The sequence below is a fragment of the Propionibacterium cyclohexanicum genome (assembly GCF_900111365.1).
Lineage (GTDB): Bacteria > Actinomycetota > Actinomycetes > Propionibacteriales > Propionibacteriaceae > Propionibacterium > Propionibacterium cyclohexanicum.
In genome coordinates this window covers 49,698-73,362 of record NZ_FOGZ01000009.1, presented here as the reverse complement: position 1 = coordinate 73,362, position 23,665 = coordinate 49,698, and the positions used below count along the sequence as shown (strand labels likewise).

The 23,665-nt window shown below is 68.7% G+C and carries 25 protein-coding genes and 1 riboswitch; of the genes, 12 read left to right on the top strand and 13 right to left on the bottom strand.

From position 1 onward, the window contains the following. Positions 1-13: 13 nt before the first annotated feature. From folE to BMX93_RS05865, 7 genes are all read left to right on the top strand, one after another. Complete coding sequence (gene folE, locus BMX93_RS05895) at positions 14-625, top strand: GTP cyclohydrolase I FolE (RefSeq protein ID WP_218139240.1); 612 nt, start codon at positions 14-16, stop codon at positions 623-625. Between the two features lie 76 nt (positions 626-701). After that, positions 702-1,589, top strand: a complete 888-nt coding sequence (folP, locus tag BMX93_RS05890) for a dihydropteroate synthase (RefSeq protein WP_218139238.1) — start codon at positions 702-704, stop codon at positions 1,587-1,589. A 42-nt stretch (positions 1,590-1,631) separates the two neighbouring features. After that, the gene (gene folB, locus BMX93_RS05885; RefSeq protein ID WP_091968982.1) at positions 1,632-2,006 is read left to right on the top strand and encodes a dihydroneopterin aldolase; all 375 of its coding nucleotides are present in this window, start codon (positions 1,632-1,634) and stop codon (positions 2,004-2,006) included. Next, complete coding sequence (gene folK, locus BMX93_RS05880) at positions 2,003-2,563, top strand: 2-amino-4-hydroxy-6-hydroxymethyldihydropteridine diphosphokinase (RefSeq protein ID WP_091968980.1); 561 nt, start codon at positions 2,003-2,005, stop codon at positions 2,561-2,563. The genes folB and folK overlap by 4 nt, the downstream gene beginning before the upstream one ends. A gap of 57 nt (positions 2,564-2,620) precedes the next feature. Then, complete coding sequence (locus tag BMX93_RS05875; protein WP_177170090.1) at positions 2,621-3,091, top strand: DUF3180 family protein; 471 nt, start codon at positions 2,621-2,623, stop codon at positions 3,089-3,091. Positions 3,092-3,297: 206 nt separating this feature from the next. Further along, positions 3,298-3,621 carry a histone-like nucleoid-structuring protein Lsr2 gene (locus BMX93_RS05870; protein ID WP_091968977.1) on the top strand — a complete coding sequence of 108 codons (324 nt, stop codon included), beginning with the start codon at positions 3,298-3,300 and terminating at the stop codon, positions 3,619-3,621. A 311-nt stretch (positions 3,622-3,932) separates the two neighbouring features. Beyond that, positions 3,933-6,482 carry an ATP-dependent Clp protease ATP-binding subunit gene (locus tag BMX93_RS05865; protein WP_091968976.1) on the top strand — a complete coding sequence of 850 codons (2,550 nt, stop codon included), beginning with the start codon at positions 3,933-3,935 and terminating at the stop codon, positions 6,480-6,482. A 143-nt stretch (positions 6,483-6,625) separates the two neighbouring features. Here the strand turns inward: BMX93_RS05865 and BMX93_RS05860 are convergent, their stop codons facing one another. From BMX93_RS05860 to BMX93_RS05800, 13 genes are all read right to left on the bottom strand, one after another. Then, positions 6,626-7,246 (bottom strand): DUF4328 domain-containing protein, encoded by a 621-nt coding sequence (locus tag BMX93_RS05860; protein WP_091968974.1) that lies wholly within the window; start codon positions 7,244-7,246, stop codon positions 6,626-6,628. Then, complete coding sequence (aroD, locus tag BMX93_RS05855; protein ID WP_091968973.1) at positions 7,243-8,028, bottom strand: type I 3-dehydroquinate dehydratase; 786 nt, start codon at positions 8,026-8,028, stop codon at positions 7,243-7,245. The genes BMX93_RS05860 and aroD overlap by 4 nt, the downstream gene beginning before the upstream one ends. A 10-nt stretch (positions 8,029-8,038) precedes the next feature. Further along, a complete protein-coding gene (locus BMX93_RS05850) occupies positions 8,039-8,617 on the bottom strand; it encodes a nucleoside/nucleotide kinase family protein (RefSeq protein WP_245725753.1) in 579 nt (192 codons plus the stop codon). Next, positions 8,614-9,435, bottom strand: a complete 822-nt coding sequence (locus tag BMX93_RS05845) for an energy-coupling factor transporter transmembrane component T family protein (RefSeq protein WP_091968971.1) — start codon at positions 9,433-9,435, stop codon at positions 8,614-8,616. Before BMX93_RS05845 ends, BMX93_RS05850 begins: the two co-directional genes overlap by 4 nt. Beyond that, positions 9,432-10,940: an ABC transporter ATP-binding protein gene (locus BMX93_RS05840; RefSeq protein ID WP_091968969.1), complete on the bottom strand. Its 1,509-nt coding sequence runs from the start codon at positions 10,938-10,940 to the stop codon at positions 9,432-9,434. The genes BMX93_RS05845 and BMX93_RS05840 overlap by 4 nt, the downstream gene beginning before the upstream one ends. 3 nt (positions 10,941-10,943) lie before the next feature. After that, positions 10,944-11,573 (bottom strand): ECF transporter S component, encoded by a 630-nt coding sequence (locus BMX93_RS05835; protein ID WP_091968968.1) that lies wholly within the window; start codon positions 11,571-11,573, stop codon positions 10,944-10,946. A gap of 37 nt (positions 11,574-11,610) precedes the next feature. Continuing rightward, positions 11,611-11,719, bottom strand: a riboswitch (TPP riboswitch). 7 nt (positions 11,720-11,726) lie between these two features. After that, complete coding sequence (locus BMX93_RS05830; protein WP_245725752.1) at positions 11,727-13,121, bottom strand: purine-cytosine permease family protein; 1,395 nt, start codon at positions 13,119-13,121, stop codon at positions 11,727-11,729. 3 nt (positions 13,122-13,124) lie between these two features. Further along, entirely contained in the window at positions 13,125-13,937 is an 813-nt protein-coding gene (gene thiD / locus BMX93_RS05825) for a bifunctional hydroxymethylpyrimidine kinase/phosphomethylpyrimidine kinase (RefSeq protein WP_091968966.1), read from the bottom strand. Then, positions 13,934-14,611, bottom strand: coding sequence for a thiamine phosphate synthase (thiE, locus tag BMX93_RS05820; RefSeq protein ID WP_091968964.1), 678 nt, complete (start codon positions 14,609-14,611; stop codon positions 13,934-13,936). Before thiE ends, thiD begins: the two co-directional genes overlap by 4 nt. Then, positions 14,598-15,482: a hydroxyethylthiazole kinase gene (gene thiM / locus BMX93_RS05815; RefSeq protein ID WP_425438762.1), complete on the bottom strand. Its 885-nt coding sequence runs from the start codon at positions 15,480-15,482 to the stop codon at positions 14,598-14,600. Before thiM ends, thiE begins: the two co-directional genes overlap by 14 nt. A 96-nt stretch (positions 15,483-15,578) precedes the next feature. Continuing rightward, positions 15,579-16,448, bottom strand: coding sequence for an HhH-GPD family protein (locus BMX93_RS05810; RefSeq protein WP_091969034.1), 870 nt, complete (start codon positions 16,446-16,448; stop codon positions 15,579-15,581). 366 nt (positions 16,449-16,814) lie between these two features. Beyond that, entirely contained in the window at positions 16,815-18,242 is a 1,428-nt protein-coding gene (gene radA / locus BMX93_RS05805) for a DNA repair protein RadA (protein WP_091968960.1), read from the bottom strand. Positions 18,243-18,296: 54 nt separating this feature from the next. After that, complete coding sequence (locus BMX93_RS05800; protein WP_091968958.1) at positions 18,297-18,935, bottom strand: VOC family protein; 639 nt, start codon at positions 18,933-18,935, stop codon at positions 18,297-18,299. Positions 18,936-19,051: 116 nt separating this feature from the next. Between BMX93_RS05800 and BMX93_RS05795 the strand changes: the two genes are divergently transcribed. From BMX93_RS05795 to proC, 5 genes are all read left to right on the top strand, one after another. Further along, positions 19,052-19,894 (top strand): sugar phosphate isomerase/epimerase family protein, encoded by an 843-nt coding sequence (locus tag BMX93_RS05795; protein ID WP_091968956.1) that lies wholly within the window; start codon positions 19,052-19,054, stop codon positions 19,892-19,894. Beyond that, positions 19,887-20,813 carry a proline dehydrogenase family protein gene (locus BMX93_RS05790; RefSeq protein WP_091968954.1) on the top strand — a complete coding sequence of 309 codons (927 nt, stop codon included), beginning with the start codon at positions 19,887-19,889 and terminating at the stop codon, positions 20,811-20,813. The genes BMX93_RS05795 and BMX93_RS05790 overlap by 8 nt, the downstream gene beginning before the upstream one ends. After that, positions 20,813-21,619: a CPBP family intramembrane glutamic endopeptidase gene (locus BMX93_RS05785; protein ID WP_091968952.1), complete on the top strand. Its 807-nt coding sequence runs from the start codon at positions 20,813-20,815 to the stop codon at positions 21,617-21,619. The genes BMX93_RS05790 and BMX93_RS05785 overlap by 1 nt, the downstream gene beginning before the upstream one ends. An 86-nt stretch (positions 21,620-21,705) precedes the next feature. Then, positions 21,706-22,737, top strand: coding sequence for an aspartate-semialdehyde dehydrogenase (locus tag BMX93_RS05780; protein WP_091969033.1), 1,032 nt, complete (start codon positions 21,706-21,708; stop codon positions 22,735-22,737). A 1-nt stretch (position 22,738) separates the two neighbouring features. Further along, complete coding sequence (gene proC / locus BMX93_RS05775) at positions 22,739-23,614, top strand: pyrroline-5-carboxylate reductase (RefSeq protein ID WP_245725751.1); 876 nt, start codon at positions 22,739-22,741, stop codon at positions 23,612-23,614. Positions 23,615-23,665 lie beyond the last annotated feature (51 nt).

Sequence of the window (23,665 nt, the reverse complement as noted above, 5' to 3'; positions counted from 1 at the left end):
GTCGTCAACCGAGATCGACAATTCGGCCTATCTTGCTGCCGAAAGCCCCCTACCCGTCGGCTTCGATGGTGCCCGGGTGGAGGCGGCCGTCCGCGAACTGCTCATCGGCATAGGCGAGGACCCCGATCGGCAGGGGCTGCGGGAGACCCCGGCCAGAGTTGCCCGGGCGTGCGCTGAGATCTTCTCGGGACTGGGCAAGGACCCAGCACAGGTGCTGGCCAAGACCTTCGATATCTCTCATGACGAGATGGTGCTGGTGCGCGACATCAAGTTCTTCAGCACCTGTGAGCATCATCTGATGCCCTTCTTCGGCGTCGCGCACATCTGCTATATCCCCCCCAAGGACGGCCGGGTGACCGGGCTCTCGAAGCTCGCCCGGCTCGTGGAGCTGTACGCCCGGCGTCCGCAGGTCCAGGAGCGGCTGACCACCGAGATCGCCGATGCCCTCGTCGACGTTCTGCGGGCCCGCGGGGTGATGGTGGTCGTGGAATGCGAGCACCTGTGCATGACGATGCGCGGCGTGCACACTCCCAGCTCGCGGACCGTGACCAGCGCTGTGCGCGGGCAGCTGCGCGATCCGGCGACCCGTGCCGAGGCGATGGGCCTGATCAACCGCAGTCACTGAGCCGCTGTCGTCCCCGGCTCGCCGGCCGGGCACGACCCCTGCCGTACCAGGCCCGATGACCGCTAGCGTGACACCCATGTCTCATACCAGGGTCATGGGCATCGTGAATGTCACACCGGACTCCTTCAGCGATGGCGGTCTGTACATGACCCCGGACCGCGCGATCGCCCATGCGCTGGCGATGGTCCGCCAGGGCGCGGAGATTCTCGATGTCGGAGGCGAGTCAACTCGTCCGGGTGCCCGCCGGGTGGCCGAATCGGAGGAACTCCACCGGGTGTTGCCGGTGATCAAGGGCCTGCGCGCCCGCCGGGAACTCGATGCGGTGCCCGTCAGCATCGACACGGTTCGTGCCCGGGTGGCGCGCGCCGCAGTGGGGGCCGGCGCCACCATTGTCAACGATGTCTCCGGTGGACTGGTCGACGCTCAGATGTTCGGGACCGTCGCCCGGCTGGGTGTCGACTATGTCTGCCAGCATTGGCGAGGCTTCGGGGCCGACATGACTGAGCGCGCCCGCTATGGCGACGTGGTCGGCGAGGTGCACGAGGAGCTGGCCGAGAGGGTGGCCGCCGCTCGGCGCGCCGGAATACCCGCCGAGCGGATCATCGTCGATCCGGGCCTCGGCTTCGCGAAGCTGGGCGAGCAGGACTGGCAGCTGCTTGGCCACCTCGACGTCTTCACCTCGATGGGCCACCGGCTGCTCATCGGAGCGAGCCGTAAGCGCTTCCTCGGGCACCTGCTCGGCGGACGCGAGGCCCGTGAGCGTGACGCCGCAACGGCGGCCGTGTCCATGTGGTGCGCACTTCACGGAGTGTGGGCAGTGCGTACTCATGAGGTGTCGGCGCAGGTCGATGCGGTGGCCGTGGCGGAGCACCTCACCGCGATCGCGGCCCCGAATCCGCTCCCCGGCGCAGGCCTCGCGGAAAAGTCCCGGTGCCGAGGTTCGGTTCGGCGCCGATTCGGGTAGCGTGACACCCGGTGGGGCACATTGCTGGTGTGAGGAGCTGGTATGGCTGTTGCGCCCGAATCCGGTTTCGTGGTGGTTCGGCTCAGTGGAATTTCCGCAATCGGACACCACGGCGTGCTGGCGCACGAGAAGACGAACGGGCAACCATTCGTTGTCGATATCAGCATGCTCGTCGCCGAGCCGGTGAGCGACGAACTGTCGCAAACGGTTGACTATTCAAAGGCCGCCCGGGTGGCCGCCGGTATCATCGAGTCGGCACCGGTCAATCTCATCGAGACTCTCGCTGGCCGAATCGCCGAGGCCTGCCTGGGGCTTTCGCGGGTGCGTGAAGTCGAGGTGACCGTTCACAAGCCGCACGCCCCCATCGAGTTCCGCTTCGATGACGTCTCGGCAACTGTCCACAGGAGGGCCTCATGACAGCATTTTCCATCGATTCGGACACGCTGGGCGACCTGTTGCCACTCAACCAGGTGGTGCTCGGGCTCGGTTCCAATATGGGCGAACGCGTCGAGATATTGCAGGGTGCAGTCGATCTGCTGGCGGAGACGCCCAACTTCATCGTGGTGGACGTCTCGCCGATCTACCTCACCGCACCGATCGGTGACCCGGACCAGCCGGATTTCTACAATCTAGTCGTGCTGGCTGACTCGACGTTGGAGCCATTCGTCCTGCTGCAGCGCTGCCAGGCAATCGAGCAGGCCTTCGATCGTCGTCGTGATCCGGCCAGGCCCAAGGGCCCGCGCACTCTCGACATCGATATCGTCGCGGTGGGCTCTCGAAGCTGCGATACCGAGGCCTTGGTCCTGCCGCACCCGCGTGCTCACGAACGGGCGTTCGTGCTCGTTCCGTGGCTCGATGTCGAGCCCAATGCGCAGTTGCCGCAAGGCCGCGTCGCAGATCTCGTCAAGGGCTTGGATGTGGGGGGCGTGCGGCGGCTGGACACCACCATCGTCAAGCCCGGCAACGCCCTCTGAGCGAGGCCGCGCCAGGTGTTCAGGTCTGGTCGCCGGCCTCGGCTGCAGCCCGTCGGGGTGCGAACTGTCGGTGTTGCCGGCCTGTGCGGCGCCCTGGCGGCGGGAGTCCTGCTGGCGATCGTGGCCGACTTGGGGGTTGCGGCGCCCGTGACCCCAGTCGGGCTCGTGGTGCTCGTGGGGATGTGTATTGTAGTCCTGACAATGTGGGCGCGAGCCATGAAGCGGGCGGCCCCGAGCAGTCATCACGGAAACGATCCGGGCACCGCGGTGGCCGCCGTGGCCTGCGCCCAGACGGCGATGATTGCCGGCGCAGCGCTGGGCGGCTTCCACATCGTCTACGCTCTCGCGTTCGTTCGGCACCTGGATATTCCACTGCCCCGAGAAAGGGTGATTTGGGCATCGGTCACGACTCTCATGGCCGCCGCTTTTGGGTACTCGGGCAAGCTGCTGGAAAACGCCTGCAAAGGTCACGACGGTGGACCCGAGGATCCTGTCGATGACGGCAATGACGGGACCACGGGTCAATGATTCCCGGGATACCCGACTCCGTTGGGCAATGTTGGGGGACACGCCCGAAGAACCTGAGAAGGCTGTGAATCGGGCACTGCGGGTGAGTGATATAGTCTCCATTTGTTTGCTCGTGGTGGAATCTTGACTACCATTGACGAGTAACCGACACGAAACTTCTCAAGGGCGTCGGAATTGGACTTCTCGCCCAGCTGGAAAGGAATGACATGGCACGGAACGTCAAGGTCGTACTGACCGACGATGTCGACGGCAGCGACGCTACCCAAACAGTGGGCTTCGCACTCGACGGCGTCACATACGAAATCGATCTCTCCGATGAGAATGCATCGAAGCTGCGCGATGCATTGGCCGAGTGGGTGGGGCATGCTCGGCGGGTGAGCGGACGCAAGAGCTCCGGCCACCGCGCCGCAGGCGCGCCGAGCGACGCCAGCCGGATCCGCGAATGGGCGCACCAGAATGGCTACGAGGTTCCCCTTCGCGGTCGTATTCCCAAGGACATTCGCAAGGCCTACGAGGACGCGCACAAGTAGCGTGTCGGGGGGCGCCGGGACACCGGCGCCCCCTTGGCGGTCATCCGGCCTGCGCCGGGCGACCAGGGTCTCCCCGCCATGCGGGGCCTTTGCGCTGTTCTCAGGCATCCCTTGGGTGGGGCCGGGGGTCACGGACGTCCCCGCTGGCCGGGGGCGGCCCCGGGAGAGCTTGAGCTTGCGGCGAACGACCGAACAAAGGCCCGGTATGGAGCGGTTTATAGACTTGATCACGAGCGAGGGCAGACACGGCCCGACCGGGCCGGCGAGTCCTCGCTCTGGAGAGGCCACCAGGCCTGCTGTTAGGAGACCTCATGTTTGAGCGTTTTACCGACCGTGCGCGCCGGGTCATCGTGCTGGCCCAGGATGAAGCGAAGATGCTGAATCACAACTACATCGGCACCGAGCACATCCTGTTGGGTCTCATTCACGAAGGTGAAGGGGTCGCCGCCAAGGCCTTGGAGCAGATGGGTATCTCGCTGGAGGCGGTGCGCGAACAGGTCGAGGAGATCATCGGCCACGGCCAGACGCCGCCCACCGGCCACATCCCCTTCACCCCGCGCGCGAAGAAGGTGCTGGAGCTCTCGCTGCGCGAGGCGCTGCAGATGAACCACTCCTATATCGGCACCGAGCACATCCTGCTGGGGCTGATTCGCGAGGGTGAGGGCGTCGCGGCCCAGGTTCTCATCAAGCTGGGCGCCGATCTCAACCGGGTGCGCACCACGGTGCTGGCGCTCGTCTCGGGATACCAGGACGAGGGCGGGGCGCAGCCCGCGACGGCTGGTGCCCCTGAGAACAGCCCGTCCTCGGGCACGAGCAATGGGGCGCTGGACCAGTTTGGGCGCAATCTCACCCAGGCGGCCCGCGAGAACAAGCTCGATCCGGTCATCGGCCGCGAGAAGGAAATCGAGCGGGTCATGACGGTGCTCAGCCGCCGCACGAAGAACAACCCGGTACTGATCGGCGAACCCGGCGTGGGCAAGACAGCCGTCGTCGAGGGCCTGGCTCAGGCGATCGTGCGCGGCGACGTTCCGGAGACCCTGCGTGACAAGCAGATCTACACGCTCGATCTCGGTGCGCTGGTTGCGGGCTCACGATATCGCGGCGATTTCGAGGAGCGCCTCAAGAAGGTGCTCAAAGAGATCAAGAACCGCGGCGATGTCATGCTGTTCATCGACGAGTTGCACACCCTGGTCGGTGCGGGCGCAGCCGAGGGTGCCATCGATGCGGCGAGCATCCTCAAGCCGATGCTGGCCCGCGGTGAGCTGCAGACCATCGGCGCCACGACCCTCGAGGAATATCGCAAGCACATCGAGAAGGACGCCGCGCTCGAGCGGCGCTTCCAGCCCATCCAGGTGGACGAGCCATCGATCGCGCTGACGATCCAGATCCTCAAGGGCCTGCGCGACCGCTACGAGGCGCACCATCGCGTGGCTATCACCGATGAGGCGCTGTCGAGCGCCGCCAACCTGGCGGACCGCTATGTCCAGGATCGCTTCCTGCCCGACAAGGCCATCGACCTGATCGACGAGGCCGGGGCGAGGATGCGCATCGCCCGGATGACCGCGCCGCCGGACCTGCGGGAGTTCGACGAGAAGCTCGCCGCGACGAGGGCCAAGAAGGAGGCAGCGATCGATCACCAGGACTTCGAGGCTGCCGCCCGGTTGCGCGACGACGAGCGCAAGCTCATCGCGGGACGCCAGGAGCGCGAGACCTCCTGGCGCGATGGCGAGTCCGATACGCCGGCGGTGGTCGGTGAGGAGGAGATCGCCCAGGTGCTGTCCAGCACGACGGGCGTGCCGGTGGCCCGGCTCACCGAGGAGGAGTCCCAGCGGCTGCTCCACATGGAGGAGGAGCTGCACAAGCGGTACATCGGTCAGGATGAGGCGGTCAAGGCGATTTCGCGCTCGATCCGGCGCACCCGCGCCGGACTGAAGGATCCGAACCGTCCCTCGGGCTCGTTCATCTTCGCCGGTCCTTCCGGAGTCGGCAAGACAGAGCTCACCAAGGCCCTCGCAGAGTTCCTGTTCGGCGACGAGGACGCGCTCATCACGCTGGACATGTCCGAGTACTCGGAGAAGCACACGGCCAGCCGGATGTTCGGCTCCCCGCCCGGATATGTCGGCTACGAGGAGGGCGGCCAGCTCACCGAGAAGGTGCGCCGCAAGCCGTTCAGCGTCATCCTGTTCGACGAGATCGAGAAGGCGCACCCCGACATCTTCAACTCGCTGTTGCAGATCCTCGACGAGGGTCGCCTCACCGACGCGCAGGGCCGGGTCGTCGACTTCAAGAACACCGTGATCGTGATGACCACGAACCTCGGTTCTCGCGACATCAGCCGCACGGTCAACCTCGGCTTCAGCAAGGCCGGTGACTCCGCGTCGAGCTACGAGTCGATGAAGTCCAAGGTGAGCGATGAGTTGAAGCAGCACTTCCGCCCCGAGTTCCTCAACCGCGTCGACGAGGTGGTGGTCTTCCACCAGCTCAGCCAGGAGGACATCCTGCGGATCGTGGATCTCATGGTCGGTCGAATCGAGAGCCGGCTTGCCGATCGGGACATGGGTATCGAGCTCACCCCGGCGGCCAAGCAGCTGGTGGCAAAGCGTGGCTTCGACCCGGTGCTCGGTGCCCGGCCGCTGCGCCGAGCCATCCAGCGCGACATCGAAGACCCGATCAGCGAGGAAATCCTCTACGGCGAACTCAAGCCCGGGTCCATCGTGGTGGTGGACAGTGCCACAGGGGCCGATGAGAAGAGTACTGAACCCTTCACGTTCACCGGTACCCCCAAGGACACGGTGGCAGAGCCCGATCTGGCCGGACTGGCCAGCGGCGGTTCGGAGAGCACGGAGCCCAGCGGGGAGTGACCGGTCGGACCGGGGCATAGGCGCCGCTTGTCACATGGACGCGTAAGTGCCGCTGTCAGGAGGGGCCGCATCGAGGCAGGTGCGGCCCCTCTGCCATGTCCGGACGATGATGCTGCTGGGGGTTCGCCGACTGCCGGGGGCAGCTAGTGGCCCAAAGCCGTCACCACATGCCCGGTCAGCTGCCGGACCATCATGGTGGCGAAGTGCGCAGCTGGCAGGGCGGCAAGCCCGGCAAGCCCGGTCACGACGAAGGTGACCCGGACGCCTGGGGCCGTATGCACCGAGCCCTCGATCCAGGCCGCGACGAGCTGGAGGGCGCCGAAGGCGAGCCAGCAGATCCACCAGCGGCGGGTCAGATCGGTGAACTCCACCTCGTCGGCGTCGAAAAAGCCGTGCAGCTCGCGGATGTCTCGCAGCGGCCACCACCATGCCACTACCGGGATCACCCAGGCCACCATCTGCATCTGCGGGCTGCGGCGCATGTCACCTTCGGCCAGCAGGAGCCGGGCGAGACCGCGTTGCCAGGCGAGCCAGACCACGCCTGTGATGATCAGCAGCAGGCCGGTGGCGGTGGCCAGCAAGGTCCACGAGTTGTCCATGCGCGAGGTCAGTTCCTCGCCGGAAATGGTGGACGGTACCCGGGAGGCCAGCCACAGACTCATGAGGCCCGCGATCGCGCAGACCCCGGCCGTCGCCCACAGGAGCATGGGCAGCAGGCGGGCCTGCGACCACCAGGCGGAGCTGGGGCGGCCTTCCAGCGTCACGACAGCTCCCTCGAGGGCAGGGTGTTGTCACCGAGTCGGGCGAACTCCGCGAGCACCGCCCGCAGTCCCTCGACCGAGGGCTGGCCGGGGGCCGATGACAGATCCCCCAGCGAGGCGAAGGTGGCACACGAACCGAACAGATGGCCCACCACCCTGCTCGCCAGCCCGGCGGGGCCCATCGCCATGGTGAGGAACGGCACGCCGGCCACCTCGTGGTGCTGGGCGCTCGCCAGCAGGAGGCGGGCGGTATCGGCGGCGGAGTGGGCCATGACCGCCAGTTTGACGAACTGCGCGCCAGTGGACTCCAATTGGGCCAGCTCATCGACCATCCGTCCGACCTCGGGAGTACCGGTGACATCGTGGTGGGAGGCGATGACGGCCGTGCCCTGTTCACCCGCGCGCACGATGCAGCGCCGGGCTGTGCTCCGAGCAGCCTCCACATCGACCAGGTTCACTGCAGGAGAATCGGCCAGGGTCTCCACCAGGCGCAGATAGTCCTCGTCGTCACCCTCGAAGCCGCCACCCTCGTGCACCGTGCGCACGGTTGCGATGAGCGGTCGTCGGGAGGCTTCGCGCAGCATGGCTGCGGTGTGCGCCAGGTGCTGGGAATCGAACGGTTCCCCGAATGCATCGACCCGCCATTCCACCAGGTCTCCGAAGCGACCGGCCGCCAGCGCCTGGGCGCCCAGCTCCTCGGCGCCTGCGCCGATCAGGGGGACGATCACTGCCGGGGACTGTCCCTCCTGGCCCAGGATCAGCTCGTCGCGCTCGCATCTCGCCATGGCGTCCACGCTAGTGCCCGGGGACACCGCCCATCCAATGCAGCACCACGTCCGCGAGCTCGCGGGGCCGATCGCGGCGCCAGTGCTGACGCTCCTGAGCGGCCCAGCGCTGCCAGTGGGGCGTGTAATTCTCCCCGTCGCGCGCCAGCGCACGCTGCCTGCGTCGCGCCGGCGCCATCGCCAGCCACATGGTGGTGGACGCGCACTGCGCCGTGGCCGGTGTCAGTGCCCCACAGCCTTCCACGAGGAGCGGCGCCCTGGGATCGATCGGATGCCAGTCGGTGCGCCGATCGAGCTGCCAGTCCCAGCCCCAGTATCCGGGATCGGAGCCGGTGAGCAGGGCAGGCAGGGTCTCGCTTGTCTGTGCCAGGCTGTCCCAGCCCTGGTAGACGTCGTCGAGGCTCACCAGCTGCACGTTTGCCATGGCAGCCCTGCCGAGGCATGCGACCAGATCGTCGGCCAAGCTCGTCTTGCCTGCCCCGGATCCGCCGTCCAGGATCATCACTGGGCGCCGCCCGCGAGCGTCGCCAAGCAGCCGGTCGACGAGCTTGGCCATCCCGCTCGGCAGCCGCAGGCGCGGCTGGTTCACCGGGTCACCAGGCTGAATGTGCCGAAGTACAGCGAGGAGCCGATCGCCAGCGCAGCCAGTGCTGCCGTGATCACCCAGCCGATTGCGTCGGGCAGGCCCAGCCGTGAGACCCGCGCCCAGGTGCGCCGCCCTGCGGTCTGGGAGGAGAACCCACGGGCCTCCATGGCAGTGGCGAGCTTGGTGCCGCGTCGAATCGCGAAGACCAGCAGCGCGAATGCCATGGTGGCGAACCGCCGTAGCCGCCCGCTGTCGCCCAGTCCCCGGGCGCGCCGCGCCTGGGCCAGGGTGCGCCAGTCGTCCACGAACAGCCCGGCGAGCCGAAGCCCGGCGAGCGCGCCGAGCACGAAGCGGGCGGGCAGCCGGCAGATCTGGGCCAGTCCGTCGGCAGTCGCCGTGAGATCGAGGCCGCCGAGCAGCTCGACTGCGGCCACGCCCAGCGCCAGGATGCGTACCACGACGGCGATCGCCATCGTCACGGAACGCTGCGTGACCCAGATGAGGCCCCAGTGCCAGTAGACCTCGCCGCCTGGCTTGCCGTAGAGCGCCATGCTCACCGCTGCGAGCGGCGCGACGAGCAGGACCGGACGCAGGCGGCGTGCGAGCCGGCGGACCGGCACCCCGCAGGCACGGAGTATGAGCACCGTACCGACGAACATCACCGCTGCGCTCAGCCAGTCGAGCGAGATGATCACCGGAAGGGCTGCCAGCACCAGCAGAAGGAAGCGGGTGACGGGGTTGAGCCGGTCGAGGCGAGTGGCGCGTGTCGCGCTGTGCTGCCCGGCCAGCGCCGTCCGGTCCGAGATGTCGAGCGTCGTCATGCGGCGGGCTCCATGGCGACGATGTTCTCGCCGAGCAGGCGCAGATAGGCCTCATCGTGGGTGACGGAGACGATGGTGCACCCCTGCTCGAGGATCCTCGTGATGAGCGACACCAAGTCGGTCCAGGTGTTGTGGTCCTGCCCGAAGGTCGGCTCGTCGAGGAAGATGACAGCCGGACCGGTCGCCAGCACGGTCCCCACGGAGAGCCTGCGCTTCTCGCCGCCGGACAGCGTGAAGGGATTGGCGTCGGCCACCTGTTCCAGGTGAAGCTGGGCGAGCAGCTCGTCGACTCGGCGGGCGCACTCGTCATGGCTGCGGCCCAGCGCCCGAAGGCCCACTGCCAGCTCATCGCGTACTCGAGCCTCGACGAACTGGTGCTCGGGATTCTGGAAGACCGAGCCGATCCGGGTGAGCAGCTCGCGGCTGGGCCAGGTGTTCGGGCGCGCCGGGTCGAATCGGCGCCGGAGGTTTCTGGCCAGCCGCGCGGGGCGCGCCGGGCGAAGCGACGCTGCGGCCTCCACCTGACCTGCCAGTGGCTCCAGCAGCCCTGCCAGTGTCAGCGCGAGGGTCGTCTTGCCCACCCCGTTGGGGCCGGTGATGGCGGTGGACAGGCCCTCGGGGATCTGCGTGCGCACACCGGATGTGACCAGATGAGCGGGCTCGCGGCCGATCGCGAGGTCGCGGGCGGACAGGATCGCCGGCGGCGGGGTGCTGGGCACCCGGCGCCGGCGCAGATCGGAGTGTGCCCCCGGAACCCAGGCCCCGGCCCTCACCAATTCGTCGTGATGAGCAGCGAAGACCTCGGATGGCGTGCCGTCGGCCAGTAGCCCCCCGCCAGATGCCAGCACGATGACCCGGTCCACCAGCTCGGCCCAGATCCTCACCCGGTGTTCGACAACGATGAGCGTGGTGCGCCGGTCGGCGACCACCGAGGAGATCACCTCGCGCACCTCGCGCACCCCGGTCGGATCGAGATTCGCGGTCGGCTCGTCGAGACAAAGCACCCCCGGGGCGCGGTCCTCGCCGTCCTGCATGGCAAGAGCCCCGGCGATGGCGAGCCGCTGTTGCTGACCACCCGACAGCGCACTCGTCGGGTGGTCGAGCGGGAGGTCGAGGCGTACCGCGTCGAGCGCGGCACGCACGCGCGGCCAGATCTGCTCGCGCGGCACGCCGAGGTTCTCGCAGCCGAAGGCCACGTCGTCGCCGATCCGCTCGAGGATCACCTGGGAACTCGGGTCCTGCATGACCAGTCCCACCCGGCCGTGCAGCCGGCTCGGGTGCCGGCCGTCGACGAGCAGCTGGCCTTCCTCCTCGCCCTCGTCGGCCCCGCCGAGGATGCCGTTCACCGCAGACAACAGCGTGGACTTGCCGGCCCCGGATCCGCCGAGCAGCAGGACGCGCTCACCGGTCCCGATCGAGAAGCTGATCCGTCGGGTGGCCCAGCGCGTGCGGCCGGCATAGCGCCAGCCCCAGTCCTGGGCCAGTACGGCAGCTGCCTCAGTCAAGGTTCAGGCCTGCCGGCCCGATGCGAAGCGGTTCAGCGCACCGGTTTTCGCCAGGGCCTTCGTGACGATCCAGCCGAGCAGACCGGCGAGGACAGCCCCGGAGACGAGGTTCGAGACCAGGTAGATCACGTTGAAGGCAAGACCCATGGTGATGTTGGGGGTCTGGCCGATGAACAACTCGTTGGCCCACGCCCCGAATCCGGCAGCGGCTCCGGCGACGATGGCCACCGGCACCGTCCACATCCGGTAGCGCACGATGAGGAAGACGATCTCGGCACCGAGGCCCTGGAAGAAACCCGAGGTGACGGTGGTGATACCCCACTGGTTGCCGATCACCATGGAGACGACCGCGGCAAGCGTTTCGACGAACACCGCGGCGCCCGGCTTGCGGATCACCAGTGCCCCCAGCGGCCCGCCCAGAAACCAGATGCCGGACGCGATTCCGCCCAGTCCCGGAGTTAGCGCGGCCATGGCGGAGTACCAGGCGCTGCCGATGGTGTTCCAGGCCCAGAAGATGAGCCCGACGGCGACCGCGAGCACCGCCCCGACGACGATGTCGACGACCCGCCAGTGATGGGCGCCGAGCTGTACCGGGCGCGTCTCGTCGATTGCAGATGGTGTCTTTGATGACATGTGTGCCCCATTCCTTCGTTTCTGGGCACGGTGCGGGATTTCCCGCAAGAGGCCTCCCTGCGCCGGCATGATCCGGATCAGGTTCGACGGTCGAGAGCTCCTGCTCTCCTCTCAGCCCGGTGTACCGGACTCCCGTGTGCTACCTCGCGCATTCTAGTCGCGATGCGCGCGTGCGCTCGCCCCCAGCCGGTGCCCGGGATGTGTGAGGCGATTGGCGAGCTGGCCGAGCAACCACGCGGACGCGCCGGCGACGACCATCGAACCCAGCGTGGAGCCGACCCAGCCGGGTGTGTGCACTCCCGCAGCGCGACGGATCGCGGCCCACAGCGCCGACCAGCCGGGCACCGAGCCCGGCTGGATCAGTTGGTAGGCAACGAAGCCGAGGAGCCAGGCGAGCGCCGGGGGCCAGCGGAAGGTGGCTGCCGAGGAGGTGTCCCAGCGTCCCCCGCTGACCCAGAAGAAGTCCACCACCGCCACCGCGAACAGGGGGACGAAGGCCGAGCCGATGAGATACAGGAAACTCTCGTACTGGTCGAAGTCGAGCACTCCGGCAAGCGCCGTGGATACCACGCCCATGATGATGGCCGTGGTACGGCGATCGATTCCTGGCGCGATGTTGTGCACCGAGACGGCCGCGGAGTAGATGTCGGCAAAGGCATCGTCCACCTCATCGGTGAGCAGCAGGGCCACTGCGATCGCACCCGCCGGCAGGGCCATGAGCGCGCCCAGCAGGTGCGTCCCGCCCACATCCCCGCCGAGGTGTCCGACAGCCACAACGCCGAGGCAGTAGTAGCCGAAGATCGCCAGCCCGTAGCCCAGGGATGCCGAGCCGAAGGCGGCCCGCCCCGATGTCGAGTGCCGCGAGTAGTCGGCGGCCAGGGGAGCGAATGAGACGACCTGTGCGGCCGCCAGGTCGACGCCGGGCCACAACCCGGCCACCTCGTCCTGGGCGATCGGGTGGGCCGGCTGGCGCAGCACCATGACGAACAGGTAGACCGAACCGGCGATCACCAGCCACAGCATCACCGTGCGCAGGAATGTCACGGTGCCCAGCGGGCGCACCGACATCACGGTGGCCGCCGCTCCGGCCGCCACGACGAAGGGCCATCGCCAGGCCGGGCCCGCGATGGCGGCGGCGGCGCTGGAGATGACGACGATCTCCATCGTCGCCCAGCCGATGTTCTGGGCGATGTTGAGGACGGTCGGCACGATCGAGGCGCGGTGCCCGAGCATGCCCCGCAGTCCCACCATCGACGGCGTCCCCAGCCGGGCACCGATTGCCGCGGCGCCACCCAGCAGGAGGGCCGCGATGAGGGTCCCTATCGCGCAGGCGAGCAGGCCACCGGGGAGGCTGCCGACCGACTCCGTGACGAGTGCCCCGGTGAGCGGGCCGAACAGGGTGACCCCGAAGGATCCCCACATGGCACACTGTGGCCAGAAGCCGAGAACGCGTGCCGGATGGCGGGTGAGCGTCAGCGGCGCCTCGGCGCGGGCAGAGATGGCCGGCGCCGCGCGGGACGCATCGGGGAGCACGGGAGCGCCGGACACGGCTCACCACCACCGGTAGAAGTGATGGACCGGGCCACTGCCTGCGCCGATCTCCAGTTCGTCGGCGCGGCGAAGGGCCCCGGTGAGCCAGTCCTTGGCCTCGCGCACCGTGCTCGACCAGTCCTCGTGCCCAGGGCGCAGGGCTGCGATCGCGGAGCTGAGCGAGCAGCCGGTGCCGTGGGTGTTGGTCGTCTCGATGCGTGGCGCGGTGAGCACCTCCGGTGCGCGACCCGCCTGGGCCAGGACATCGCTCGATTCCGGCCCCGAACCGTGACCACCCTTGAGCAAGACGCGCGCGGCGCCCATCTCCAGGAGCCGGCTGGCCTGGTCGATCATCGACGCCAGATCCGTGGCCTGGGGCTCGTCGAGCAATACCGCCGCTTCGGGGAGGTTCGGCGTGATGAGGCCGGCTCGGGGCAGCAGTCTGCGGATCGCGTCCACGGCGTCTTCGTCGAGCAGGCGGGCGCCAGATGTGGCGACCATGACCGGGTCTACGACGATCGGCAGTCCGGGATGCTGCACAGACAAGGCGTCGAGGCCATCGGCGATAACCGAGACGAGTTCAGCTGAGGCCAGCATGCCGACCTTGACGGTGTCGATGCGCACATCGGAACGCACCGTGTCGAGCTGGAGGCGCACGAAATCCGCCGGTACCTGCATCACTGCGGCCACTCCGGTGGTGTTCTGGGCGGTGAGCGCCACGATGACGCTCATCCCGTACGCGCCAAGCGCGGAGAAGCTCTTGAGATCGGCCTGGATCCCGGCGCCGCCCGAGGGATCACTGCCGGCGATCGTCAGCGCCACCGGCACGCTCATGAGCTGCTCGCGATCAGCTGGGTGCCAGATGTCGCGGCGGCCCAGGCCTCGCGCAGCTGGCGGGTCGCGGCGCCGACATCGGGCTGGCCGCAGATGGCGCTCACTACGCTCATCCCGGAACAACCCACCGCAGCCAGGTCCGCGGCATCGCTCGCCTTGACCCCGCCGATGGCGCAGACCGGCCAGGGGCTCACGTCCACGACACGTGCAATGCGGTCGAGGCCGAGGTTGCCGGCCTCCGGCTTGGTGGCGGTGGCGTGGAGTGCCCCGACTCCCAGGTAGTCGACAACATCGTCGCCCAGGATCTGCGCCACGGCGACGTGCTCGGGGCTCTGGGCGGACAGCCCCAGGAGGGCGTCGGGACCGAGGATGCGCCGGGCCTGCCCCACCGCGAGATCGCCCTGGCCAACGTGGGCGCCCTGCGCGCCGATCGCGTCCACGAGCTCCACCCGATCGTCCACCAGCAGCGGGATCCCGCTCTCGCGAAGCACCTCGACCAGACGGCGGCCGAGGGTCACGAAGTCGTCGTCGGACAGCTCGTGGTCGCGCAGCTGGACGAGAGTGACCCCAGTGCGTGCAGCCTCGCGCACCGTGCGGATCACCGCGTCCACTCCTCCGCACTGCGCGGTGTCGGTGACCAGATAGACCGACAGGTCGAACTCAGGCCTCGACATCGTGGACCTTCGCCGCGGCCGCGAGTTCGGCGGGGGAGACCAGGCTGAGCTGGTCGAGCAGCGCCACGGCGAAGGACCCGGGGGCCCGGCTCTCGGCAGCGGCCCGCTCGGCGGCCACACACAGCAGGGATGTCGCAGCGACGGCGGCGTCGAGGGGCTCGCAGACTGCCGCGAAGGCTGCCATGAGCGCGCCCAGCGCACAGCCGACGGCAGTCACCTTGGTCATCCAGGGGTGGCCGTTGGCGGCGGAGACGACGCGCTTGCCGTCGGTGATGAGGTCGATCGGTCCGCTCACCGCAACGACACAGTGGTGCTCTGCGGCGAGCTGCTGGGCCGAGGCGAGTGCGGCGTGAGCCTCGTCGGTGCTGTCGGGGCCGCGTCCGCCCGAGGCCTCACCGGCCAGGGCGAGGATTTCCGAGGCATTGCCGCGGATGATGGTGGGATTGGCGGCCCGGAGCGTGTCGAGGGCGATCTGTCCGCGCCAGGGCAGGCTTGCGGCCACTGGGTCGAGCACCCAGGGGTGGCCGGCCGACGAGGCGCCGCTGGCGGCCTCGGTCATGGCCTGGGCAGTGTCCGGGTAGGGGGTTCCGGTGTTGACAAGGACAACATTGGCTGCTCCGGCGAACAGCCGCGCCTCGCGGGAGTTGTCCACCATGGCCGGGATCGCGCCGGCGCTGAGCAGGACGTTGGCGGTGAAGTTGGCAGCAACGATATTGGTCAGGCACTGGACCAGCGGGCTGGCTGCCCGCAGCTCGCTGAGAGCGGCATCGAGATCGATCTCGGGACCGGCGCCATGGGAGCCGGGATCCGTGAGATGGCTCACGGGCGTGGCGTGGACGTGCGACATGAAGCAAGCTCCCTTCGCCGGCATTACCCGGGCAGGTTCTGCGGTCGACGCCCGATGCGTCCTCTCAGCCCACCGTTGTGAGCTCCCGCGTGTGCCGGCCAGTATAGGCCGGGGCAGGGCTCACAGCGTGACGACTTCCCCACTGCGGTGCGCCAGCCCGTCTGCGAGGAGACCGTCCAGAGCACGGTGGGCCTGGTCGGGGTCGGCTGGCCACTGTGCCAGCAGCAGGCCGATCTGCACGCCCCCGGGAGCAGTGCGCAGCGCCTCGAGCAGGCGCCCGCGCGCCTGCCGGTCGGTGCCGGAGTATCTCTGTGCGCGCCTCGCCGGGCCGTCGTGGGCGGGACGTCCGGCCCGCAGCCAGGCACAGTGCTGCGCGGCCGGGCAGATGCCGCAGCGCGGCGCCGCGGCGGTACACACCAGGGCACCCAGCTCCATCGACGCGGCCGCCCAGCGCGATGCCGCAGCGGGGTCGGCGGGCAGCCATCGATCCGCCATGGCCCGCTCCGCGGCTGTGGTGGAGTTGGCTGGGAACTGCTGGCCGGCATCGATGCGGGCGAGCACGCGACGGACATTGGTGTCGAGCACGACGGCGCGTGCGCCGAACGCGAAGCTGGCGACAGCGGCCGCGGTGTATTCGCCGACCCCCGGCAGCGCCCGTAGTTCGGGCAGCGTGCGGGGTACCCGGCCGCCGTGCTGCTCGACGATGACGACTGCCGTGGCGTGCAGGCGCAGTGCCCGGCGCGGGTAGCCCAGGCGTCCCCAGGCGAGCACGGCCTCAGCGGGAGCGCTGGCGGCCAGTGCGGCAGGGGTGGGCCAGCGGTGCATCCATGCGCGCCAGGGCTCTATCACCCGGGCCACCGGCGTCTGCTGGGCCATGAACTCGCTCACCACGATGCCCCAGGCGGTGGTGCCTGGCTCACGCCAGGGCAGTGGGCGAGCAGAGGCGGCATACCACTGGTTCACTGCCGCGACCACCGCCGCGCGGCGCATCTCGAAGGTCTGGGACACGCGGTGAGTGTAGTGTCGAGCGCCTGAAGGAGGCTGGTGGTTGGGCCTTCTGACGCACTGTCGGTCACCCTGCGAGGCCATGGTGAGACCGGCGCAGCCGCGAGAGGGATCGGCTGGCGTCGTCTGCCGCCGGGGCTGGTTCGCCCAGGCACATCTCGCCCAGGAAAACTGTGCGAGGCAGGCAGATCCGTGCCAGCGAAGGCGAGCACGATCCTCGCAGAGAACATGCTCACCAGGAGCGCGTACACCGTGGGGCGCAAGCCCTCACACCTGGACCGTGGGGCGCAAGCCCTCACACCTGGACCGTGGGGCGCAAGCCCTCACACCTGGACCGTGGGGCGCAAGCCCTCACACCTGGACCGCCCTCATCCCCGCTGTCTGGGCCTGCCCCCGTTCGGCACGCCGCAGGTCGAGCACCCCCAGGGCCTGGGCGACGCTGGACACCTCGACCACTTCGAGATTGCGCAGTTTCGGCCGTGACGCAGTGCGGTCGCGGCTGTTCGCTGGCACGAGCGCCAGCTCGAAACCGAGCCGGTCGGCTTCGGCGACCCGGCGCTCCAACCCGGGCACCCGGCGAAGATCGCCGGCCAGGCCCACCTCGCCCATCGCGAGCACCCGCCGGGGGAAGTTGCGCTCGACTGCGGCCGAGGCCACCGCAAGAGCCACCGCGAGATCCGCGCTCGGGTCGGTTATCCGCGCCCCGCCCACCGTACTCACGTAGACGTCGTTCCTGCTCAGCGGCAGATGGGCCTTGCGCTGCAGTACAGCGAGCACCATTGCCACACGGGAGAAGTCGATCCCATTGGTCACCCTCCGGGCGGGTGTCTCGTTCGGTACCGGAGCCACGAGAGCCTGGATCTCGGACAGCAGGGGGCGGCGGCCCTCCATCGTCACGGTGACACAGGTGCCTGGCAGCGGCTCCTCATATCGGGTGATGAACAGCCCCGAGGGATCGGGCACTTCGACGATGCCGGCCTCGGCCATCTCGAAGCAACCCACCTCATCGGCTGGCCCGAAACGGTTCTTGGTGGCCCGGACCATGCGGAAACCGGAGTGCCGGTCGCCCTCGAATGCCAGCACGACATCGACGAGATGCTCGAGGGTGCGCGGTCCGGCTATCCCGCCGTCCTTCGTGACGTGGCCGACGATCACCACTGCCATGTCACGCTGCTTGGCGGTCCGCACCAGGGCGGTGGTCACCTCACGAATCTGCGTGGTGCCACCGATGATGCCCTCGGTCTGCGCCGCACCCACCGTCTGGACCGAGTCGAGCACCATGAGACTGGGGCGCACCTGCTCAATGTGTCCCAGGATCGTGCCCAGGTCGTTCTCGGCGGCCAAGTAGAGACTGTCGGCGAGCGCATTGGTGCGCGTCGCTCGAAGGCGCACCTGTGACGCGGACTCCTCGCCGGTGATGTACAGCGTGCGGCGCCCGCCGCGCGCCCATCGGGCAGCCACCTCCAGCAGCAGCGTGGACTTCCCCACTCCGGGCTCGCCTGCCAGCAGCACGACGGCACCGGGCACCAATCCGCCGCCAAGCACCCGGTCGAGCTCTTCCATGCCGGTCAGCGTGCGATCCGCCGCCTGGGTGGACACCTCGCCAATGGGCAGGGCAGCACTGTGGGGGGCAGCAATGTCGACCGCCACCCGGGATGGTGGGCCGCTGCGTTCCACGACGCTGCCCCAGGTCTGGCACTGCGGGCAGCGACCCACCCAGCGGGTGCTCGTGGCACCGCACTCGGTGCACTGGTAGTCGTCCTGCTGCTTCCTGGCCATGGCACCACGCTATCGGCGGGCGCTGACAGGAACCGGTGGCGACGCCAGCCTGGCTCAGATGCGGACGAGCCCTCTTTCGGGCGTCGCGAAGATGGCGGCGTTGATGCCTGGGTGGCCGTTCGGTGAGGTGAAATCGATCGTGACACCGTCGAAGACATCCGGCAGCTGGTGGCCGATCCACTCTTCGACGCGCTGGCGCGAGCCCGCGATCTCAAGGGCAGTCAGCGAGATGTCGCCGGGCAGTGCCGAGGGAAGCACATCTGCCGGGCTGTTCCAGGTGACGAAATAGGGCAACTGCGGATCGGTCATGAGCCCCTTGACGCCGACCTGCCGCCATTCCAGCAGTCGCCCGTCGGGGAAGTGGCGAGAACCGATGACTGCCTCGCGCTCCAGCCGGTGTTCGATCGGGCTCAGATCGTCCACCGAGATCACCCAGCCGAGCCATCCCCCGCCCACCTCGGAGCGGGCCCGCACGGCCTGTCCGTAGACGGCCTTCTCGGCCACCGGGTGGTCGAGCACTTCGGCGACCTCGATGTAGCGGCCCTGGGTCAGCGGCAGGATGTTGTTCCGGGTGCCGAAACGGGGGTGGAAGCCGCCGTCCTTGAAATCCTCACCGAGGAGTCGACCTAGTCGGCTGACTGTGGAGGCGAGGCCTTCGGGTCCAGCGGCGAACGTGAGATGGTCGACATGCATGCCGTCATTGTCTCAATCCCCATTCCGATTCGCGAAATGGGGTGCCTCAAGGGCTTGACAGGGCAGCTGGGGCCACGAATTGGGCGCCACCTTGGCGGGTCGATTACGGTTGAGGGGTGGTCAGCAAACCCCAGCTCGGTTCCGCGCACATTTCGCGTCCGGACGTGGCCCTGAGTACCTCCAGCGTCTACCCGGAGCACACCGCGGAGTGTTTCGCGATCGCCGCGGAGGCCGGCTACGACGGCGTGGAGGTGATGGTCGGCATCGACGCCGCGAGCGCCGACGTGCCCTATCTGGCACGCTTGTCCACGCAGTACACGATGCCGGTGGTGGCCATCCATGCGCCCTGCCTGCTGCTCACCCAGAATGTCTGGGGCCCTGGCCCATGGGACAAGGTGCGCCACTCATGCGCTGCGGCGATCGATCTGGGTGCCGATGTGGTCGTCCTGCACCCGCCGCTGCGATGGCAGCGCGCCTACGCGGCCGAGTTCGTCGAGGGAGTCCGCGAGATCTCCGAACAGACCGGCGTGACGGTGGCCGTGGAGAACATGTATCCGTGGCGCACGCCCGGGCGCTACTTCCAGGCCTATCTGCCCGGCTGGGATCCCACCGAACTCGACTACGACGCCCTCACCCTCGACCTGTCCCACGCTGCCACCTCGAAGCGCCAGGCGCTGGACATGGCGCGCACGTGGGGGCCCCGGCTTCGCCACGTCCACCTCACCGACGGCAGCGGCTCACCGCTGGACGAGCACCTGATGCCCGGCGAGGGTGAGCAGGACGCCTGGGGGCTGGTCGAGTACCTTGCCCGCAGCGAATACCAGGGTCATATCGTGCTGGAGGTGAACACCCGGCGCGCCGAGAACCACGACGAGCGGCTCGCGAGCCTCACCCAGGTGCTCGCCCAGACGCGCGAGCACCTGGCGCGCGCACAGCCGGAGACCCGGACCAGTGTCTGACCGGGTGATCGACCTGGCCCGCAGCGAGCGCGCCCAGCGATTCGTCACACGCTCGCCCGCCGGGCGGGAGCTGTTCCATCGCTATGTTGCCGGCGAGAGTCTCGACGAACTGCTTCTCGTGGTGGCCGAACGTCACCGCAAGGGGCTGGTGGTGAGCATCGATCCGCTCCGTGCGCCGGCCGCGACACCGCAGGAGGCCGCCGCCAGTGCACAGATCTGCGTCGATGTGCTGGGCGCCCTCGAAAAGCACGGGCTGGCAGAGGGCTCCGATCTCACTGTGAAGCTCGACGCCCTGGGCCTGTCGGGGCCGGGTCCGCGCCCGGCCGGAGCGATGGACCGGCTGCGCGCCATCTGCCGGCTCGCGGGCAACAGCGGCGCCACGGTGACAGTCGACACGCCACCCGAGGCGGGCGTCGAGCGGACCCTCGACATCGTCCGCGAACTGCGCATGGACCATCCGGGCGTCGGCGTGGAACTGCTGGCCATGTTGCGCCGAACCGAGGCGGACTGCCGGGCGCTGGCGGGCGAGGGGCTGCGGATACGGCTGAGCAAGGGGGGCTGGCGCACCAGCGACGAGCCGGCTTTCTCGAGGCGCCACGACATCGACCTCTCCTTCGTGCGCTGCCTACGGGTGCTGATGGATTCTGGGGCCCGCCCGGTGGTGGCCAGCCACGATCCGCGCCTGGTGGAGATCAGCCTCGACCTGGCCCGCCGTTTCCACCGGGGCCCCAGTGAGTGCGAATTCCAGATGCTGCTCGGCGTGCGGCCGCTGGAACAGCGGCGCCTCGCCGACATCGGGTGCACGATGCGTACCCAACTGCCCTTCGGGCCCAACTGGTACGACTACTTCCTGCGTCGGGTGCTGCAGCGTCCCGACAGTGCAGCGCTGTATGCCCGCAGCCTGGTCAGCCGGCACTGATGAGCGAGCATCTCGCACCGCTGGCGGTTCCGCACGGCGCCCGGCCGGCCACCGGGCGCTCGCACCTGGGGCTGGAGACGGTCGCCCTGCTGGCCATCTGCCTCGGCCAGTCGGCGGTCTACTCGGTGCTCTCCCTGCTGGACAAGCTGACGGCCGGGCCCCCGCTGAACCAGCAGGTCACCACCATGAACAACTCGGTCACACCCGAGCGTCCCTGGCTGGATCTGGCGTACAAGCTCACCGACTACCTATTCCTCGCCGCTCCGGTGCCCCTGGCGCTGTACCTGCTGATGAACGTCCGGCCACCGGGACGCCCACCGTGGCGGGCCATCGGCTTGGACGCACATCGGCTCGGCCGCGATGGCCTCATGGGTCTGGCGATCACCGCCGCCATCGGCATTCCCGGGCTGGGCCTGTACTTTGCCTCGCGGTCCCTGGGCATCAACACCACCGTCGCCCCGGCCAATCTCAGCGCGCACTGGTGGACGGTGCCGCTGTACGTGCTGGCCGCCTTCGCGAACGGCCTGCTCGAAGAGGTCGTCATGATCGGCTATCTGCTCACGCGCTGGCGACAGTGTGGCTGGGATCCGCGAGCGGCATCAGTGGTGAGCGCACTGATCCGCGGCAGCTATCACCTCTACCAGGGATTCGGCGGTTTTCTCGGCAATGTCGTCATGGGGCTGGCCTTCGGCTGGTACTGGCAGCGCACCCGGAGGCTGTGGCCGCTCGTCGTCGCGCACACCCTGCTCGATGTGTTCAGTTTCGTCGGCTACGCCCTGCTGAAGAGCCATCTGCCGGGCCTGTGAACGATCCGGGGTGCGGGGCCGGGCAGGCCCTGGTGCCCCATGGTGCGCACATGCCCGGCCCCCGGCCGCACAGATAGGCTGTGACCATGCATGTTGGTGTCTTTGGAGCGACTGGGCAGGTTGGTGGCGTGATGCGCACGCTGCTCGACGAGCGGAACTTTCCCGTCGAGCAGATCCGCTACTTCGCGTCGTCGCGCAGTGCCGGGCGCACGCTCGGGTGGAAGGGCACGCAGATCACGGTCGAGGACATGGCCACCGCCGATTTCTCGGGCTTGGATCTCGCCGTCTTCTCCGCCGGCAAGCAGGCCTCGCGCGAGTACGCCCCCAAGGTGGCTGCTGCCGGCGCCGTGGTTGTGGACAACTCGTCGTGCTGGCGCATGGACCCTCAGGTCCCGCTCGTGGTCAGCGAGGTGAACCCCGAGGATGCCAGGAACCCGCCGCTGGGCATCATCGCCAACCCGAACTGCACGACGATGGCTGCGATGCCGGTACTCAAGCCGCTCCACGAGGCCTTCGGGCTGACGCGTCTGGTGGTGTCCACCTACCAGGCCACCTCCGGATCGGGCCTGGCGGGCGTCAGGGCCCTGGAGGAGCAGTCGCGGCAGGCCTGCCGCGGCGATATCCACGAGCTGACCTTCCACGGTGACGCCATCGCCTATCCGAGCGATCCGGCACCCTATCTCAAGCCCATCGCCTTCAATGCCATTCCGTGGGCGGGCAATGCCGTCGATGACGGATCGCTGGAGACCGACGAGGAGCAGAAGCTGCGCAACGAGTCGCGCAAGATCTTGCACATCCCCGATTTGCTGGTGGCCGGCACCTGTGTGCGGGTGCCCACCTTCACCGGGCATGGATTGTCGGTGCATGCGGAGTTCGCCCGGCAGGTGAGCGTCGAGAAAGCCACCGAGCTGCTGGCCGACGCGCCGGGCGTGCGGCTGGAATCCGTGCCGACCCCCCGCGACGCGGCTGGCATCGATCCCAGCCTGGTGGGCCGCATCAGGATCGACCAGTCCGCTCCCGCCGGGCGTGGGCTCGTCATGTTCATCAGCAGCGACAATCTCCGCAAGGGGGCGGCGCTCAATGCCATCCAGGTCGCCGAACTCGTGGCGGGGGCCTGACGTGGCCGCCGGCGAACGGCTCCCCGAACCCACCGATGAGCGGCCAGCAGGCCAGCACCTTGCCTTCCTCGGCGCCGGAACGATGGGTGGGACCATCGCCCGCGGTCTGGTTGCGGCCGGCCGGGATCCGCGCACCATCGGCGTGACGAGCCATGGCGCCGCCACCCGTGAGAAGCTCTCCCGGGAACTCAAGGTGCTGGCATTCGACGACAATCCCTCCGCTGCCCAGTGGGCCGATGTCGTCGTACTGGGCGTCAAGCCGGCACAGGCGCTGGCGGTGTGCGATGAGATCGAGCCTGCCGTGGGGGAGGGGACCATCGTCGTGAGCCTGTGCGCCGGGCTCAGCTGCGCCCTGCTCGAATCGCGGTTGCCGCAGGGCACTGCGGTGATCAGGGTGATGCCGAACACCCCCGCCAGCGTGGGCGCCGCCATCTCGGGAGTCTCGGGCGGGAGCTCGGCCAGCGACGCGGATGTGGCTGCCGCCATCGCCGTGATGTCGGCAGTGGGCAAGGCCGTGGTGATACCCGAATCCCAGCAGGATGCCCTGGCCGCCATCTCGGGCTCGGGGCCGGCCTATGTCTTCTACTTCGTCGAGGCGCTGGTGGAAGCCGGCGTCACCCAGGGCCTGGCGCGACCGCTCGCCACCGAGCTGGCCGTTCAGACCCTCCTCGGCTCCGCGCGGCTGCTCGACGAGACGGGAACCCACCCCACCCTGCTCCGCGAAGCGGTCACCTCGCCGGGCGGCACCACTGCTGCGGCATTGCGCGCACTCGACGATCGCGGGCTGCGCTGCGCCATCCAGGACGCCGTTGCGGCATGTGCCCGCCGCAGCGCGGAGCTGGGTGCCCAGGCCGCCGCGGACGCTGGCTCCCGGTGAGGCGAGCGCCAGGCGCGCAGCCGTGAGTTTTCGCGCCGCCGCGCACACAGG